This window comes from Nocardiopsis sp. Huas11 (genome assembly GCF_003634495.1).
Lineage (GTDB): Bacteria > Actinomycetota > Actinomycetes > Streptosporangiales > Streptosporangiaceae > Nocardiopsis.
This window is the reverse complement of record NZ_RBKY01000001.1, coordinates 6,314,143-6,328,135: the sequence shown is the minus strand read 5'-3', so window position 1 is coordinate 6,328,135 and position 13,993 is coordinate 6,314,143. Positions and strand designations below refer to the sequence as shown.

22 protein-coding genes are annotated in these 13,993 nt (G+C 70.5%); all 22 read right to left on the bottom strand.

What is annotated here, in order from left to right; translation table 11 throughout:
• Positions 1 to 127: 127 nt before the first annotated feature.
• The gene (locus tag DFP74_RS33670) at positions 128 to 289 is read right to left on the bottom strand and encodes a hypothetical protein (RefSeq protein ID WP_158613074.1); all 162 of its coding nucleotides are present in this window, start codon (positions 287 to 289) and stop codon (positions 128 to 130) included.
• A 36-nt stretch (positions 290 to 325) separates the two neighbouring features.
• A complete protein-coding gene (locus DFP74_RS28580; protein ID WP_121186471.1) occupies positions 326 to 835 on the bottom strand; it encodes a hypothetical protein in 510 nt (169 codons plus the stop codon).
• 11 nt (positions 836 to 846) lie between these two features.
• Positions 847 to 1,101 (bottom strand): hypothetical protein, encoded by a 255-nt coding sequence (locus DFP74_RS28575; RefSeq protein ID WP_121186469.1) that lies wholly within the window; start codon positions 1,099 to 1,101, stop codon positions 847 to 849.
• Between the two features lie 53 nt (positions 1,102 to 1,154).
• A complete protein-coding gene (locus DFP74_RS28570; protein WP_121186467.1) occupies positions 1,155 to 1,403 on the bottom strand; it encodes a hypothetical protein in 249 nt (82 codons plus the stop codon).
• Positions 1,404 to 1,441: 38 nt separating this feature from the next.
• Positions 1,442 to 1,993, bottom strand: coding sequence for a hypothetical protein (locus DFP74_RS28565; protein ID WP_121186465.1), 552 nt, complete (start codon positions 1,991 to 1,993; stop codon positions 1,442 to 1,444).
• A gap of 106 nt (positions 1,994 to 2,099) precedes the next feature.
• Positions 2,100 to 2,339, bottom strand: a complete 240-nt coding sequence (locus DFP74_RS28560) for a hypothetical protein (RefSeq protein ID WP_121186463.1) — start codon at positions 2,337 to 2,339, stop codon at positions 2,100 to 2,102.
• A gap of 27 nt (positions 2,340 to 2,366) precedes the next feature.
• Positions 2,367 to 2,843, bottom strand: coding sequence for a hypothetical protein (locus DFP74_RS28555; protein WP_121186461.1), 477 nt, complete (start codon positions 2,841 to 2,843; stop codon positions 2,367 to 2,369).
• Positions 2,844 to 3,561: 718 nt separating this feature from the next.
• Positions 3,562 to 5,022: a tyrosine recombinase XerC gene (gene xerC, locus DFP74_RS28545; protein WP_121186458.1), complete on the bottom strand. Its 1,461-nt coding sequence runs from the start codon at positions 5,020 to 5,022 to the stop codon at positions 3,562 to 3,564.
• The gene (locus DFP74_RS28540) at positions 5,022 to 5,237 is read right to left on the bottom strand and encodes an AlpA family transcriptional regulator (protein ID WP_121186456.1); all 216 of its coding nucleotides are present in this window, start codon (positions 5,235 to 5,237) and stop codon (positions 5,022 to 5,024) included. Before DFP74_RS28540 ends, xerC begins: the two co-directional genes overlap by 1 nt.
• Positions 5,234 to 5,419, bottom strand: coding sequence for a hypothetical protein (locus DFP74_RS28535; protein ID WP_121186454.1), 186 nt, complete (start codon positions 5,417 to 5,419; stop codon positions 5,234 to 5,236). The genes DFP74_RS28540 and DFP74_RS28535 overlap by 4 nt, the downstream gene beginning before the upstream one ends.
• Positions 5,420 to 5,508: 89 nt before the next feature.
• Complete coding sequence (locus DFP74_RS28530) at positions 5,509 to 7,302, bottom strand: ATP-binding protein (RefSeq protein WP_121186452.1); 1,794 nt, start codon at positions 7,300 to 7,302, stop codon at positions 5,509 to 5,511.
• The gene (locus tag DFP74_RS28525; protein WP_121186450.1) at positions 7,303 to 8,277 is read right to left on the bottom strand and encodes a bifunctional DNA primase/polymerase; all 975 of its coding nucleotides are present in this window, start codon (positions 8,275 to 8,277) and stop codon (positions 7,303 to 7,305) included.
• A gap of 219 nt (positions 8,278 to 8,496) precedes the next feature.
• Positions 8,497 to 9,198 carry an exonuclease domain-containing protein gene (locus DFP74_RS28520; protein ID WP_121186448.1) on the bottom strand — a complete coding sequence of 234 codons (702 nt, stop codon included), beginning with the start codon at positions 9,196 to 9,198 and terminating at the stop codon, positions 8,497 to 8,499.
• 103 nt (positions 9,199 to 9,301) lie between these two features.
• Entirely contained in the window at positions 9,302 to 9,733 is a 432-nt protein-coding gene (locus DFP74_RS28515) for a hypothetical protein (RefSeq protein ID WP_121186446.1), read from the bottom strand.
• The gene (locus tag DFP74_RS28510; RefSeq protein WP_121186444.1) at positions 9,733 to 10,311 is read right to left on the bottom strand and encodes an NUDIX hydrolase; all 579 of its coding nucleotides are present in this window, start codon (positions 10,309 to 10,311) and stop codon (positions 9,733 to 9,735) included. Before DFP74_RS28510 ends, DFP74_RS28515 begins: the two co-directional genes overlap by 1 nt.
• Positions 10,312 to 10,454: 143 nt before the next feature.
• The gene (locus DFP74_RS28505; RefSeq protein WP_121186442.1) at positions 10,455 to 10,721 is read right to left on the bottom strand and encodes a hypothetical protein; all 267 of its coding nucleotides are present in this window, start codon (positions 10,719 to 10,721) and stop codon (positions 10,455 to 10,457) included.
• Positions 10,722 to 10,743: 22 nt separating this feature from the next.
• Positions 10,744 to 11,892 carry a DNA polymerase III subunit beta gene (gene dnaN, locus DFP74_RS28500; RefSeq protein ID WP_121186440.1) on the bottom strand — a complete coding sequence of 383 codons (1,149 nt, stop codon included), beginning with the start codon at positions 11,890 to 11,892 and terminating at the stop codon, positions 10,744 to 10,746.
• An 89-nt stretch (positions 11,893 to 11,981) separates the two neighbouring features.
• A complete protein-coding gene (locus tag DFP74_RS28495) occupies positions 11,982 to 12,287 on the bottom strand; it encodes a WhiB family transcriptional regulator (protein WP_121186438.1) in 306 nt (101 codons plus the stop codon).
• Positions 12,287 to 12,709, bottom strand: a complete 423-nt coding sequence (locus DFP74_RS28490; protein WP_158613073.1) for an SsgA family sporulation/cell division regulator — start codon at positions 12,707 to 12,709, stop codon at positions 12,287 to 12,289. Before DFP74_RS28490 ends, DFP74_RS28495 begins: the two co-directional genes overlap by 1 nt.
• Complete coding sequence (locus DFP74_RS33665; RefSeq protein WP_158613072.1) at positions 12,706 to 12,882, bottom strand: hypothetical protein; 177 nt, start codon at positions 12,880 to 12,882, stop codon at positions 12,706 to 12,708. Before DFP74_RS33665 ends, DFP74_RS28490 begins: the two co-directional genes overlap by 4 nt.
• A gap of 93 nt (positions 12,883 to 12,975) precedes the next feature.
• Positions 12,976 to 13,488 carry a DUF3307 domain-containing protein gene (locus DFP74_RS28485; protein ID WP_199725806.1) on the bottom strand — a complete coding sequence of 171 codons (513 nt, stop codon included), beginning with the start codon at positions 13,486 to 13,488 and terminating at the stop codon, positions 12,976 to 12,978.
• Positions 13,489 to 13,582: 94 nt separating this feature from the next.
• Positions 13,583 to 13,837: a hypothetical protein gene (locus tag DFP74_RS28480; protein ID WP_121186432.1), complete on the bottom strand. Its 255-nt coding sequence runs from the start codon at positions 13,835 to 13,837 to the stop codon at positions 13,583 to 13,585.
• Positions 13,838 to 13,993: the final 156 nt, after the last annotated feature.

The window sequence follows — 13,993 nt, the reverse complement described above, 5'->3', positions numbered from 1 at the left end:
TGGTGGTGATCCCTTCGTATGGGGGGCGGCCCTGGGGTGAGCTGCCAGGCGTTGCCCGGAGCCGCCGGTGTTGGGGTTGGGGGTCCCACCAGGACGGCAATCCAGGTGGGGCCCCGCTGCTGTTCGGCTACCGCTTCCACCAGGGGACGCCCGCAGCCTTGGCGTCCTTCTCGGCGTCGATCACGGCGCGGTTGGCCTTGAGGTACGAGTCGGTCTCGGTGGTGTCACCGTTCTTCGCCAGGCGCTCGCGGGCGGCCTGCAGGTTCTTCTCGGCGGTCTTCTTGTCCATGTCGTGCTCCTTCTCGTTGGTGCTTCGGGTGGGTGGTTAGGACTCGCGGGCAGCGACCAGGAGGACGCTGTCGATGATGTGGGCGGTGTATCCGGCGCCGGTCAGGACGTCACGGACTCGTTCCGAGTAGCCGCCGTGGACGCGCACCACGGCGCCGGTCCGGCACGCCCGGATCGTCACGTCCTGCTCCTTGCTGGGCAGGACCATGCGGGCGATCTCGCGTACCTCGTCGTGGTCCACCCCGCGCGGCGGCAGCTCCTCCGTGTCGAGGTGCACCGAGAACTCGGCGAGCACCGGACCCTTGCCGTTCAGGGTGCGGCCGTACACGAAGCCGCGGGCCTGGTCGGGGTGGGCGTCCACGGTCACGTCGCCGTCGTGAGCGAGGAGCGGGCGGACGTGGTCGCCGATCAGCATGTGAAGGTCCCGCACGATGTAGGGGCCGTGACCGTCGTCGTGGGTGCGCACCTGGGCGACCAGGTCGGGGACATCGGTGTGCAGTCCGACCCGCTTGAAGCGGACGATTCGGGTGTAGGGCTTCGGGCGCATGGTGGGTCTCCTCAGGCGTTCGTGATGGGGGTGGTGGGCAGGTCGTCGCGGCGGCCGGTGTGCAGCTCCGCGGCGACCTCGAGAGCGACCTCGGACAGCCGCTCCAAGGCGGCGATCCGGTAGGCGCGGCCGTTGGTGTGCATGTAGCGGGGGGCGACGTCCAGGGAGATGTCTCCGAGTTCGATCGTGTCGAGCTGGTCGCGGTGCCGGCGGACCTGGATGTCGTCGGCGACGAGGTCGAAGAGGCTGGTTCGGGTCTTGGCCATTGGGGTGTGCCTTCCGTGTTGGTGCGCGGGCCAGGTCGGGCCCGATGGAAAGGTCAGGTGGTCTGGAGCCGGCGGCCGGTCAGCAACTCCGAGGCCGCCTCGATCGCGACCGCGGCCAGGTGCTCGAGCGCGGCGACGCGCTCGCCTACGTCGTCGGCGGTCTCGTTGTTGAACCGGGCCCGGTCCAGGTCGATGACGACGTCGTTGATGTGCAGGCCCACCAGGACGCCCGTCTCCGGGTCGTGCTGCAGGTCTACGGCGCCGGCCTCCAAGCCGCGGACGGTGACGGTGTTGGTCTGCATGGCGGTTCTCCTCACTGGGGTTGTGCCGGGACGAAGGGTCAGCTGCGGGTCGGCGGGTGGAAGGAGCCCAGCTCCGTGAGGATGCGGAACGCGTCGCCCCGAGTGGCGTCCATGGACGGCACGCCAACGACCACCCGGCGGGTGGCGCCCTCACCGATTTGGGCGACAAGGCCGCCTTCGAGCCCGGCGCTGATCGCGACCCACTCGGTGTCGTGCCGGGCGATGACGGGCGTGGAACCGTCGGGGCCCTCGATGTTCGCGACGAGGGCCTCGTGCACCAGGTGGCCGTTGGCGAGCGTGCGGGGCTGCCAGGCGACCGGTCCGGTGTGGCGCGGCAGGTGCCAGGCGAGAGCGTGCGGGGCGTGCGAGAGCAGGTGGGCACTGGCGCTCTCGCGGTCCGGCACGGGGTAGGTGATCACCATCCGGTCGCGGTCGAGCTCGGGCGTCCCGGCCACCTTCCGGGTGTGGCGGGTGAAGCGGTCGGCGTCGATGTGGGCCTCAACGGTCCACACCTCGCCTCCCACGGAGACCTGTCCGAGCCGGACGTGCGTGTCGTCGGCGGGCACCTGTGCGGTGAGTTCGACGGTCATGGGTTCCCCTCCGGTGCTGCGGTACTGCTGGGCACTGCGATGGCTGTACGGCGGTGGTGAGTCGCCGTGGTCGCGGCTGCGGGTCTGGGAGTCGCGGGGTGCGGGGTCAGGCGGCGGGCGCCTGGTAGCGGCTCACGAGGGCGTCGAAGTCCTCGGGGGTGATCTCGCCTCGCTCTTCGGCGCCGGCGTGCCAGGGGCACAGGACCTCGTCGAGGTCGGCGTCGGGAGCGAGCGGGGCGCCGCAGTTGTCGAGGCGGCCGTCCTGGTCGACCTCGTACACGCACCGGTCCGTGATGGGGGTGTCGTCGGGGTCGGGCGGCAGGTATCGGTATCGCTCGGGGTTCACTGCGGAGCTCCTTCGGGCTCGGTGTGGTCAGGCGGCGGCGACGAGCTGGGGAGCCTCGTCCGCGGGCGCCTGGTCGTCGGCGAAGGTGACGACGATCGAGGGGGCGCACTGCTTCATGGGCACGTCGCCCAGGCCGTGGGCGGCGAACAGGGCGCGGATGGCGTCGAGGTCGGCGGTCTGGCGGGAGGACTCGACGCGCTCGACGGTGACGGCTCCGTGGGTGCCGGAGGGGGTGCGGCGCAGGACCTTCTCGGCGCGGCGGCGGAGGCGGGCGGCGGCGTTGGCCTCGGTGCGGGCGGCCTCGAACTCCTTCGCGGCGAGGGCGATGTCTTCGAGGTCGGGGGTGTTGGCGGGGTCGATGTCGACGTGCACGGTGCGCGGCGCCGGCCGGGTGGCCGGGCTGGTGGTGCGCAGCTCCGCGAGCTGCCGGGCTACGGCGGGGGCCTGGGCGACGTCGCGGATGACGCGGGTGGCGGTGCTAGCGATGCGGGTGAAGAGGTTCATCGGGGTCTCCCTCGGTTGTCCTTCGTTCTGTGGCTACAGCGTACCCTCAGTGTAGCCACACACGCAAGCACTGTGAGAGACTTCCTGTAGCCACAGAAGGGACACCCAATGGCAGAGAAGACACCGAGCGCACTCCGGCGCTTTCGGACCACCGATGAGCTCTGGCGGAAGTTCGGGGACGCCGTGGAACGCAGCTCAGATCCGGAGGCAGACATGTCCAAGGTCTTGCGAAGCTTCGTCCGCTGGTACGTCGGCGAGCCCGGCGCGAAGATGCCCGAGCGCCCTGAGCCAGAAGAGAAGTAGAACCCCGAGGCAGCACGACGGCCCCGGCCGGTGGGTACACCACCGAACCGGGGCCGAGTCATGTGCGCGTCGAGCGAGGGGGACCCCAGGGGGGACCGGTGGGGGACCGAGGGGACCACGGTCCCCCGTGCGGACGCGCGGAGAACACTGCGAACCGACAGATCGGCAACGCTGTGACCTGCATATACGGCGAAAATCATCGCTATTCGCCGTCATCCGATGGGATATCCCGGTGACTCATAATCCCTGGGTCGCGGGTTCGAGTCCTGCCCGGCCTACCCCCTCTGAGCATAAAAAAAGGCCGCTGACCTGCGTGAACAGGCCAGCGGCTTCTTTGTGTCCTATCCGGCTGTCTACGGCCGCCACCGGCCGGATCCGGGGGGCTGCGCTGAATACGTGCTGAAGTTCTCCGGGATCAGAAACCCTCGAACCCGGCTGCCGCCCGTCGGCGTGCCTCCTGCTCCCGCCCCTCCAGACAGCGCGCGTAGACTCGGAGTAGGACATCGACGCTGTGTCCCGCCCACTTCGCCACCTGGGGAGGGTCGATGCCCTCGTTCAGCCATGTGGAGACGCAGGCGCTCCGGAGGTCGTAGGGGCGTCGGGCCAGGGGAGTGTCGAGCTGGTCCGCCCGGAGCGCCGCCCGCCGGGCCTTGCGCCAGGCCTTGGAGTAGGTGCTGGTGGCCAGTTGGTGGCCCCGCTCTCCGAAGAACACCAGCCCGCCGGGCCCCTTCTCCTCCCGCTGGCCGTGTTCCCACAGGATGCGGCTCAGCAGCGGCAGGCAGGGGACCGGCCGGGTCTCACCCTCCGCACGGCCCTTGGGTGGCCTGGTGTCCCTCTGACGGCCGCTGTCCGTCCACCGGCGCCCCACGTCCGGGGCGACCTCCCGCACCGTGATCTCGCCCCAGGCGTCCTCGGGCGCCACCCACGCGCCCGTCATCTCGTCACGGGTGAACGTCGGCAGCTTCACGTCGGACCACAGCAAGCTCACGGCCTCCTCTGGTCGAAGCGCCGCGAAGTACATCACCGCGAAGAAGGGCCGTAGCAGCGTGCCGCTGCGGTTCTCGGAGGCCACCGCGTCGAGCAGCCTCCGGGCGAGCGCGGGGTCGGGTACCGATCGTTCGTCGATGAGGTTGTTGACCTTCGGCGGCGTCCATTTGATCGCCCCGGCGGGGTTGCGGTGGAAGCTCACCGGGTTCGCCTCCAGGTGGCGGCGTTCTACGGCGAAATCCAGACAATGCGACAAGATCCGCTTCGACTTCACCGCGGACTTCGCCCCAAGGCTCCCGCCGCCGTTCTCGGGCAGCTTGCTGGTCACCTCCGTCAGCACCCGCCGGGCCACGGTCGGATCACTCAACCGTTGGACAGGCAGTGTGTGCTCCTCCAACCACGCGAGAGCTTCGTCGATGTCCGGCGGGCGGTCCATGTTCCTGTGCACTTTGTTGAGAGCCCAGTTCCGCATGGCGGTGCGCACTAGGTCATCGTTGGGGCGACCGGGGGAGTCGTCGTGGACCAGGGCGACCGTGGCCTTCGCCAGGTACTTGGCCCGATCGAGGCGGTGGCTCGCTGAGACGCCCCAGTGGGCGTCCACGTAGTCGCACACGAACGAGAACCAGGAGACCTTAGCGGCCCTGTTCTCTTCGGCCTTCGCCGAATCCTTCCAGGAGGCGGGCCGCCCCGTGGTGAGGCTGAACGCCTCACCACGGTTGGTGGCGGCCACCAGTTCGGATCGAAAGGAGTCGGCCATCGCGGCGGTGGTGTGTGGCTCACGGAAGGTCTTCGCACCCACCCGCCACCGCACCGTGTGCGTGGTCTTCCGCTTGCCCTTATAGACCTCGAACTTCTTCCAGATCCGAACGTCGTAGGTGACGGCTTCCATCAGGAGACGTCCTCCAGCGCGGCCATGTACTGCTCGAAGACCGATCGGCGGATGCGGAGCTGGCCGTTGGGCAGCTTGGCGCACTTGGGTGCCCGTCCCTTGGCCCGCCAGTCGTTGAAGGTCGAGCGGGCGATGCCGAGTTCCTCGCAGAACTCGTCGACGGTGAGCCAGTTCCGAGTTCGCTGCGCCGGGATTCGGAGTGCCTTGGTGCTCATTCGGGTGCGACCTCCAGGTAGACGCGGACGTGGTCGGGGTTGTGGCGACTCGGGTAGGGGCGGGAGGGGGCGGCGGAAGGGAGCGCCGTAGTGATTGCGTCGACCACCTGGTCGACGACGTCGGGCGGTCCGATCACGCGGACCTTCGCCAGATCCAGGCGGCGTTTGGTTCGATCGGTCATGCTGGGAGTGCCTCTCCTTCTCAGAGGGTTGGGGTGCGGCTCTGGCGAGTGCTTGGTGGTTCGCGCCAGAGCCGCTCTTTTTGTGGCGCTCACGTTCGGTGCCTGGAGGCACAGGTCGTGCACACCTTGGGGTGGTCGGTGGTCTCGAATCGGTGGAAGGCGGCGTCGCAGCGCACGCACGGCCCCTCCTCCACTCCGTTGGTGGTCGTCTTTTCAGAGAGTGGGGGCAAGCCAGCCTCCGCAGGCTCAGTAGCCTCCGTGACCGCCTGTGAACTGGGGTGATGGTGGGAGGCTGGTGCGGAGGCTGGAGTCTGCGCGTCCGACGGGTCAGATGTGACTGGCTGGTCAAAAAGAGAGGCGTCCTGCCTGGTCACCGTGGTGTCCGGGGCAGGATCAGCGTTCGGACCCTGCTGCGGAGGCTGCGAGGCCTGGTCTTCGAGGCTGTGGGCAGTGAAGGTGTAGAGCTGGCGGCGGTGCCGGTCGCGGGAGCGTCCGGCTTCGATCACCGTGATGCCGATCGAGCGCAGTACCGGGGCGTCGCGCTTGAGCTGGCCGGAGGCTCGAGTGGCGTCCACCGGCCAGGACCGGGGCCGCGGTTCCGGGGCGGGGATGAGGTCCAGGAGCTGGCTGATGGAGCCGGTCCACTGCGTGTGCTCGTCCACGAAGTCGGCCACCGCGCTGGTGAACGGCTTGGCGTCGAGCAGATCGGCGGTGGTGACCTGGGAAGCGGTCAGGTAGGTGTCCAGGGTGTTCCACCCCGTGACCGTGTCCAGGGCCCGCAGAATGCGCGCGAAGTCGGCCATGCGGGGCAGTTCGGCCAGGTGCGTGTCAGGCAGAGTGGCCAACACCTTGCACAAAAGGTCGAACAGGGCGGCGCGGATGGCGGGCGCGTCGCGGTGGAAGGCGGCGGCGACCTCGCTGTGGGGACGCCGCTGTTCCTTCTTGATCGGCAGGAACTCCACGGTGAGCATCCGCTCGGACAGGTCAGAGGCCAGGGCGCCGGTGTCGATCGAGGTGAGCGCGATCAACCTGCGGAAGCTGAGCACGCTTACGTCGTCGTCGCTGTACAGGGCCCGGTCGACCAGGCCGTCACCGGTGACCGCCTTGCACAGGGTGTCCGACAACCACATGGGGATGACCGAGACGTTGTCCAGGCACACCGCCCAGCTCGCGCTGGCCACGGTGGCCCACGTCTTGATGTCGCGGGGCAGGGACCGCAGCGCGGCAGGAGAGGGATCAAGCAGGTTGATCAGCATCTCCAGGGCGGTGGACTTGCCGGTTCCCTGTTCGCCCTTGCCGCCCAGGATCGGGTGGGGCAGGTCGGGCATCATCCCGGCCACCAACCACCCCACGATGAGGCGGAATGAGGGCTCGTCCACGTTGATCAGGTCCCGCAGGGCGGCCAGGCCTTGGGTGGTCTGCCCGGCCGGTCCGGGCTCGGTCATGGGGCTGGTCAGCTTGGTGCGCCGGAACAGCACGGGGCTGCGCTCGGACACGTGCCAGCCGTCGGGGCCGGCGATGACGCACCGCCCGTCGGGGGTGCCCAGGTCGATGATGATCTGGTCGCCGGCGTCGGTGCGGTGGGTGGCCAGCCGCAGGTGGATGGGCTGGGGCTGTTGGTCCATGGCGCGTCCTTCCAGGACGGAGATGGCGTCGGTCAGAGCGGACTGTGAGGCGACCGCGTGGTGCTCGGCGTAGTACTGGCGGGCGAGCTGCACACGCAGCCCGTCCTTGCGCAGGAGCGGGAACGCGGTGGACGACCCCTTGCGGACGGCGTAGGTGCGTCCGTCTTCTCCGGCCACGACGTCGACGTGCCGGTCAGCCAGTTCGATCAGCAGGGTGGCCTGGCTCGGCTTCTTGTCTTTGTCGTCGCGGGAGTTCATCTAGGCGGCCCTCCTGGGCGGTCGGTGGCGGGTGGTGGGGCGGCGGGATTCGCGTAGGCCCTTGGTCAGGCCGGAGCGGATCGTGGCGGCGATCTCGCGGGGCGGGTTGGCATCGCCCGCGGTGTTGGCCTCCAGGGCGGCGTTGTACAGCGCGTCCTGGATCCAGGCGGTCTCCAGCAGGCCTTCGCGGGCGAGCTGTCCGAGGCTGGCCGCAGCGATGTAGAGGTTCTCGTTGCGCGTGCCGGGCTGAGCGCCTCGAACCCTGGCTAGCTCTCCGGTCACCGCAGCCTTGACGTAGGCGGCCCTGCGGCGGTCGTCGCGGGCGACGTCGGCGAACACGTCGCTCGCGGGCCCCGGCGACGGGACAGGCGCGGCGGCGGGCTCACTCCGGGAATCGGGCCTGCGCAGCAGGCTCCATATCCATTCCGGCAACGGTGCGGGTGCGTCGCGGTTCAGGTGCTTGTAGCATCCCGATCCGTCCGGGGCGGCTACCGGGCAGCCCGGGCCGACCACGTACCCGCCGTGGGCGCGGGTGTCGATCAGCCACCCCAAACTCCCGGAGGTGTTGCCCATTCGGGGGCCGGTGGGGTGGGCGAAGTACAGGTGCGTTCCGCCCCGGCGGGTGCGCACGGTGAAGGTGTCGGTCGGCAAGGCCTGTCCGGCGCGTTCGGCCAGCACGGCCAGGACATCGGCACCGTCGGTGACGCCGGGCAGCGCCCACTCCTTGGGCGGGGCGTGTCCGGGCTTGGGGGTGTCCAGGTCGACCACCACGAGCCCGGCCGGGCCGGTAGCGATGCCGTAGTTGGCCTTCGGCCACTGCCGCCACCAGGACCGGATCTGGTCGGGGTCGGTGGTCGCGGCCTGCTCCCACGCGCGGACCAGCGGGGGCTTCTTCGAGTTCGGGGTGAGCGGGAAGACGGGCCAGTCGCGCCGGGCGGCGGCCAGGGCGTAGTCGACCGGTGAGAACGCGGTCATCTCTCTCCTCACAGGTGGGTGGTCTGCAATGGAGAAGGGGCCGGAACGGCCAGCTTGTGACGCTCCGACTCCTTCTTTTCGCCCCTCGGGGGTGGGCTCAGGCCCCGAGAGAGGCGGGCAACGCGGGGTCCTCCGGGTTCTTGGTCTGCAGAAAGGGGAAGGGGCCGGCCCGCCACGTCGTGACGGTCCGGCCCCCTCGGACCCGATGGGGTTGTGCGCTCAAGGCCTGGGTGCGAGAGGCCAGGACCCGTTCACGACCGCTTCGGGTTCCTTGCGCCGCAGGTACTCCTGGAAGCTGGCGGACTGAGCGGCCTTCCACCCGATCTGGGCTGTGTGCAGGTCATCGATGTTCATTTCGGTCAGCTCGCTGTGGAGCGCTCCGAGCTTCCAGGCCAGTCGTGCGGCGGCCAGAGCGTCGGCAGCGGCCCCGTGCGCCTGCTCAGCGTCGAGCCGGACCCCGTGGTGGGCGCACACGTCCACGAGCTTGCGGGAGCCGCGTCGGTAGGTGTCGACCTGCTTGTCCAGGACGAAGGGGTCGATGATGCGCAGCAGCCCGGAGAAGGACACCCCGGTCTGGTGGCGTTCCAACTCGGCGGCGAGTAGGCCGAGGTCGTAGGGGGCGTTGTAGATGACCACCGGGAGCCCGTCCACGGCCGCTTTCTCCAAGGCCTCGCCGATCTCCGGTACGGCCTCGCAGGCGGGTCGACCGTGCGCACGGGCGTGCTCGGTGGTGATGCCGTGGATGTCGGTGGCGGCCTGGGGGATCTCGATGTCGGGGTCGATGAGCCAGGTGGTGACGTCCTTGGTCCGGTTGGCGGGGTCGATACGCCATAGGGCGGCGGTGACGATGCGGTCATTGTCCAGGTCCAGGCCGGTGGACTCGATGTCGAACGCGGCCATAGGACGCAGGTGCCAGGTCATACGGGTCCTTCTGCTCGGGGGTTGCTGGCTTGTGTGCCCGCCCCTGGGCGTTGCTTCCCGGGGCGGGCAGATGGTGTAGGTCGGCGTGCGAGGAGCTTGGCGCTCAGCCTTGCCGGAGCCAGCCGGGGAGATCGCGAGGGGCCAGAGTCACATGCACCCTGGTATCGGCTTGGGCGGCGGTGACCACGGCCGTGGCGACGGCGGCGGTGTTCGTCGCGTCCAAACCCACCAGGGCGTCCCGCAGATCCACCGGTTCGCCCCTTCCTAGAGAAACGGCGATGCGCAGGATGGCGACCATGGAGGAGGATGCAGGCAGGCCGTCGACCACGGCCCGGAACGTCTCGTCCCAGTCGATGATGGCGATCGGTCGGGCCGGGTCGAACAGCTCTTCCACCGGCATCTCTGTCACACATCGGTCGAGGAAATCCGGTCGCACCAGCCAGGACTCGTGCGTGATGAGCAGCTCAACGGCGGCGCGGTCAGCGGAGAACCCGTCAGCCCAGTTGCGCAGACCTTCGATGAGAGGGCTGGTCATTACGGGCGTCCTCCCAGCCAGTACTCGCCCGGCGCGGTGCTGTAGGCGGTCTCGGCCACGTCCAGGTCGGACTCGGTCAGGCACGGCAGGCGCCCGGCCTCGAACAGCAGCCGCAGCCACACCGCTTCCAAGGAGTGGTCAGGCTGGTCCGCTGCCGCGCCCCCGGCCCGGTAGTGGACCAACGTGGCCCGAGCCATGGCTCGTACCTGGTCCGGGGTGTACCAGTCGGCGCCCTTGGTCTCGCCCGGGGCGGCGACGACCTCTCCTTCGGCGGTGGCGGCCGCCAGGTGCCAGTAGTGGCCCGCCAGCGGCTGGTGGGGCAACGAGGCGCACAGGTTGGGCAGGTGGCCCTCCCACAGCAGCCGGTCCCCGGTCACGGTCAGGCCGACTTCCTCCTGGACTTCGGCGACCAGGGCGTCAGCGACGGCGGTGTGCGCGTCGCGGACGTGGCCGGCCACCGGGGCTGTGCCCTTGGGCCACCAGCCGCGGGTGACCATCAGCAGCCGGTCGTCCTGGTCCTCGATGATGACGCCCACGCTGGTGCCGCAGCACCGCTTGGCCGTCTTCTGCGTGGTCATACTGAGTGTGCTCCGTTCGGAGTGGCGGCCCGCTCGGTGCCTGGAAGTTCTGGGCGGGCCGCTCTGTGTGTGTGTGGACCGGTCGGTCCCCCCGCCCACCAGCCCGCAGGGGTCTGGTGGGCAGAGCGAGCGCCCGGGACAGCTCAGGAGGTGGGGCCGAACAGCGGGACATGGGTAGCGGCGACGTCCTGTTCGTGGCGCAGGATGTGGCCGTGCTCGGGGCACATCACCCGGCCGCGGGGCCCGCGCACCCACGGGACGCCCTCGTCGTCGGTCAGGTAGCCCTCGGGGACCCGGTCCAGGTCGGGGCTCTCGATCAGGAGCGGGGCGTCGTACTCGTCGTCCATCACCAGGCGGATGCATCCGGGGGCGTCGCAGTAGATCCGGTACAGCGTGGTCAGCTCGAACATCAGGGGGTCTCCTCCAAGGGGGTCAGGCGGACGCCGATCCCAGACGGATCGGCATGACCAGGTACTGGTAGCCGTCGCCGTCGGCGTCGGGGGTGAACAGGACCGGCCGGTCCGTCGCGCTGACCGCCACCCGCATGCGCATGGTGCGTGCGCTGGCCAGGCCCGTCAGCAGGAAGGGCGCGTTGAACGCCACCTGCAGCCCTTCGCCGTCGACCTGGGCGGGCACGTCCTCGCTTCCGGCATCGCCGTCGTGGCCGGCGCGCACCTCCAGGCCCTCGTCGGTGATGGCGACCCGGATCGGGGTGTCGGCAGCGGCGAACAGCTTGACCCGGTCGACCGCGGCGGCCAGGTGGGCGGCCTCCACGGTCACCCTCAGCTGTGCGTCCTGGCGGGCCCGCTCCAGGAAGGAGTCCGTGCGCGGGAAGTCGCCGTCGAGCAGGCGCGTGGACAGCCGCCGCGTGTCGTCGGACAGGCTGAGCTGGTCCAGGCGGCCGGTGTCGTCGGTGGCGGTGGCGATGCTGACCGTGCCGGTCATGGCCTTGGCGGCCTGGGACAGGGCGGCGGCCGGGACCAGCAGCACGGGATCGGCGCCGTCTTCCTGGTCCAGGACGGGCTCCCAGGCCACGCTCTGGCGGGCGACGCGGTACCGGTCGGAGGCGCACATCACGATGCCGTCCTCGGCCAGGGTGGTGTGCACGCCGGTGAGCGCGGCCAGGGTGGGGTCGGTGGAGGCGGCCACGACGACCTGGTCGACGGCCCCGGCCAGTTCGGCGGCGTCGGCCCGCCCCACGGCTGCGGGCGCCGGTGGCGGGGTGGGGTAGTCCTCGGCTGGCAGGGTGAGCAGTGTCGCGCGGGTGGGCCCGCAGGTGATGCGGGCCCGGTCGGGGCCGATGGTGATCGTGACCATCTGCAGGGGCGGGAGCTTGGCGAGCAGGCCCGCCATCAGGCGTCCGGGCAGGACCGCGACGCCCTCTCCCTCGGTGTCGGCTTCGACGTCGGCGCTGGCCCACACCTCGTAGTCGGTGCTGGTGACGCGCACCCGGTCGGTGCTGATGTCCAGTCGCAGACCGGCCAGGACGGGGATCGCGGGCCGGGCGGGCAGCAGGCGGGCGGCCCACCCGACCTGGTCGGAGAGCACGGCGGCGGTAGCGGTGATCGTGATCGTCGGCATTGAGGGGGCTCCTCGGTGGTAGACAGAACGGTGAAGGGCACCCGCCGTCTTTGCCTCGGCGGGTGCCCTTCGTGGTGGGTAGGGGCGGTTCAGGCGGCCTTGCGGGCGCGCATCTGCCTGCGGCGCTCCCGGATCCGCTCGTCGGCGGTCAGGCCGCCCCAGATGCCGACCTGGCTGGTCGGCGGGTGCTCCAGGGCGAAGTCCCGGCAGTCGGTGCGGACCGGGCAGCGCCCGCACACCGCGACCGCAGCTTGGATGGCCTCCTGGTCGGAGTCGTCGGGGTGCCAGTCGGCGGGGGTGCCCACGCGGGCGCACAGGGCCTGGGCGGCCCAGGCCGGCGGGGCGGGGGCCGCGTCGATGCCGCGGGGGCGGGCACGGAAGCGCGGGACGCCCATCACAGCTCACCTCCGGTCAGTAGCGCGGCCACGGTCGCGTCGACGTCGACGTGCTCGGTGCCGGAGGGCACCAGCCGGTAGGTCTCGGCCAGGAAGGCCTCCAGTTCGGTTCGGCGGGCCAGGAAGCGGCCCCAGCGGCCGGTAATGCCGTCGAGCAGCTCGACCAGGACCAGGGTCGGCAGGGGCGTCCACACCCGCACGCGCACGTCGCCGTCCCCGGCCCACGAGGCCACGCCCTGGTCGAGTACGCCGCGGTCAACCTCCCACACCAGCACGGCGTCGGGGTCGGAGGAGTCCAGGACGAAGCGGGCCTCGATGGCGTAGGGGTGGGCGGGGTCGTAGGCGAGCTGAAGGTCGTGGACGGTCTGGTCGTCGTCGGATGACATCCACTGGGTGTGGTGGGTGATGGTGGCGGCGCTCACTCGTCCTTCTCCCGCCCGATGGCGGTGCGCCGCAGCCCGGTGCCGGTCAGGTGCCGACGCCCCTGCTGCCGGTGCTCGGGGGTGAGCAGGCCCTGGTCGTACAGGGCCCGCTGCCATTCGGGGCGCTGGGCCACCTCGTCGGCGGACCAGCGCGGCTTACACGATCGGTCCATGGGTCGTCCTTCCACAGTGTTCGAGAGGGGTGGACCGGGCGGTCCGCCCGCCGGCCCCGCGGCGTGTGCGGGGCGGGCAGAGGCACCGCCTGGTCAGCTGCGGTCGGCGGTGCGGTGGGCCTCGGCCCAGCCGAGCCGGGAGAGCATGTCGGTGATGTAGAGCCCGGCCAGGCACAGCCCGGCCAGCAGCAGGGCGGGCACCGGGTCGGCGCTGATGATGAGCGCCGCCGGGAGAAGCCAGCCCATGTGAGCGGCCTGGTCCAGCGCCATCCGGCCCTGCTCTCCGGACGTGTAATAGGAGTGCTTGCCGTAGCGCTGCATCAGGTGGGCCAGGCCCTCCAAGGTCCGGCGCCGGTCGATCCAGTAGTGCGAGGCGGCGTTGACAGCCAGGCCCAGGACGGCCTGGGCGGGGCCGCCGATCCCGCCCTCGCAGAGGGCGACCAGGCCGAGCAGTACGGCCTGGCACAGGGTCAGGGTGGCCACGTGGGCGGCGCACGCCCGCCGTCCGGCGGCGTCGCACCGGCCTTTGGCGGCGACCTGGTGGCCGGTCTGTGCCCAGTGGTCTCCGAGCCAGTGGCCGACGAACAGGGCTACGAACGCGGTCATCATGGTGGTGCTCCTTCGTCGCTGTGGGAGTGGTCGGGGCCGCCGCGTCGTGGAAGGTGGGGCGGCCCCGACGTGTGCTGTCGGGCGGGTCGGGTCACGTGCGCAGGTCGCCGTAGTGGTCGCTGCCGCCGGTCTGCATCAGCGATCCGCCGTGGAACTCGCCGACGAACGTGTTGTTCACGACGGCGCGGCGGCGCGGTCGGGGGTCGGCGAACGCCAGTTCCACCGCGCCGTTGGGGTTGGGGTCGACGTCGACCAGGGCGCGGCCGGTGGCGGCGTCGATCACCACCTGGTCGTCGGGAAGGTCGGCCAGGGCCTCGCGCAGGGCGGCGGCGGTCATGGGCTGCATCAGGTGTTCTCCTCACAGTGGGTGATTCCGCGCCCGGGGCGGGGCGGGATGTCTCGGTGTCTCGGCGTGGGGCCGGCGCCCGGGTTTTTCGGGTGCGGGCGGGGTTTGTCTCGCGTCAGAATCGGTTGATTCTTCGCATGAGGGCATGAAGCGGGT

Bases quoted from the DNA above. Each gene is read 5' to 3' on its own strand.
- DFP74_RS33670 (WP_158613074.1), bottom strand. From the start codon at position 289: ATGGACAAGAAGACCGCCGAGAAGAACCTGCAGGCCGCCCGCGAGCGC.
- DFP74_RS28580 (WP_121186471.1), bottom strand. From the start codon at position 835: ATGCGCCCGAAGCCCTACACCCGAATCGTCCGCTTCAAGCGGGTCGGA.
- DFP74_RS28575 (WP_121186469.1), bottom strand. From the start codon at position 1,101: ATGGCCAAGACCCGAACCAGCCTCTTCGACCTCGTCGCCGACGACATC.
- DFP74_RS28570 (WP_121186467.1), bottom strand. From the start codon at position 1,403: ATGCAGACCAACACCGTCACCGTCCGCGGCTTGGAGGCCGGCGCCGTA.
- DFP74_RS28565 (WP_121186465.1), bottom strand. From the start codon at position 1,993: ATGACCGTCGAACTCACCGCACAGGTGCCCGCCGACGACACGCACGTC.
- DFP74_RS28555 (WP_121186461.1), bottom strand. From the start codon at position 2,843: ATGAACCTCTTCACCCGCATCGCTAGCACCGCCACCCGCGTCATCCGC.
- xerC (WP_121186458.1), bottom strand. From the start codon at position 5,022: ATGGAAGCCGTCACCTACGACGTTCGGATCTGGAAGAAGTTCGAGGTC.
- DFP74_RS28540 (WP_121186456.1), bottom strand. From the start codon at position 5,237: ATGAGCACCAAGGCACTCCGAATCCCGGCGCAGCGAACTCGGAACTGG.
- DFP74_RS28535 (WP_121186454.1), bottom strand. From the start codon at position 5,419: ATGACCGATCGAACCAAACGCCGCCTGGATCTGGCGAAGGTCCGCGTG.
- DFP74_RS28530 (WP_121186452.1), bottom strand. From the start codon at position 7,302: ATGAACTCCCGCGACGACAAAGACAAGAAGCCGAGCCAGGCCACCCTG.
- DFP74_RS28525 (WP_121186450.1), bottom strand. From the start codon at position 8,277: ATGACCGCGTTCTCACCGGTCGACTACGCCCTGGCCGCCGCCCGGCGC.
- DFP74_RS28520 (WP_121186448.1), bottom strand. From the start codon at position 9,198: ATGACCTGGCACCTGCGTCCTATGGCCGCGTTCGACATCGAGTCCACC.
- DFP74_RS28515 (WP_121186446.1), bottom strand. From the start codon at position 9,733: ATGACCAGCCCTCTCATCGAAGGTCTGCGCAACTGGGCTGACGGGTTC.
- DFP74_RS28510 (WP_121186444.1), bottom strand. From the start codon at position 10,311: ATGACCACGCAGAAGACGGCCAAGCGGTGCTGCGGCACCAGCGTGGGC.
- DFP74_RS28505 (WP_121186442.1), bottom strand. From the start codon at position 10,721: ATGTTCGAGCTGACCACGCTGTACCGGATCTACTGCGACGCCCCCGGA.
- dnaN (WP_121186440.1), bottom strand. From the start codon at position 11,892: ATGCCGACGATCACGATCACCGCTACCGCCGCCGTGCTCTCCGACCAG.
- DFP74_RS28495 (WP_121186438.1), bottom strand. From the start codon at position 12,287: ATGGGCGTCCCGCGCTTCCGTGCCCGCCCCCGCGGCATCGACGCGGCC.
- DFP74_RS33665 (WP_158613072.1), bottom strand. From the start codon at position 12,882: ATGGACCGATCGTGTAAGCCGCGCTGGTCCGCCGACGAGGTGGCCCAG.
- DFP74_RS28485 (WP_199725806.1), bottom strand. From the start codon at position 13,488: ATGACCGCGTTCGTAGCCCTGTTCGTCGGCCACTGGCTCGGAGACCAC.
- DFP74_RS28480 (WP_121186432.1), bottom strand. From the start codon at position 13,837: ATGCAGCCCATGACCGCCGCCGCCCTGCGCGAGGCCCTGGCCGACCTT.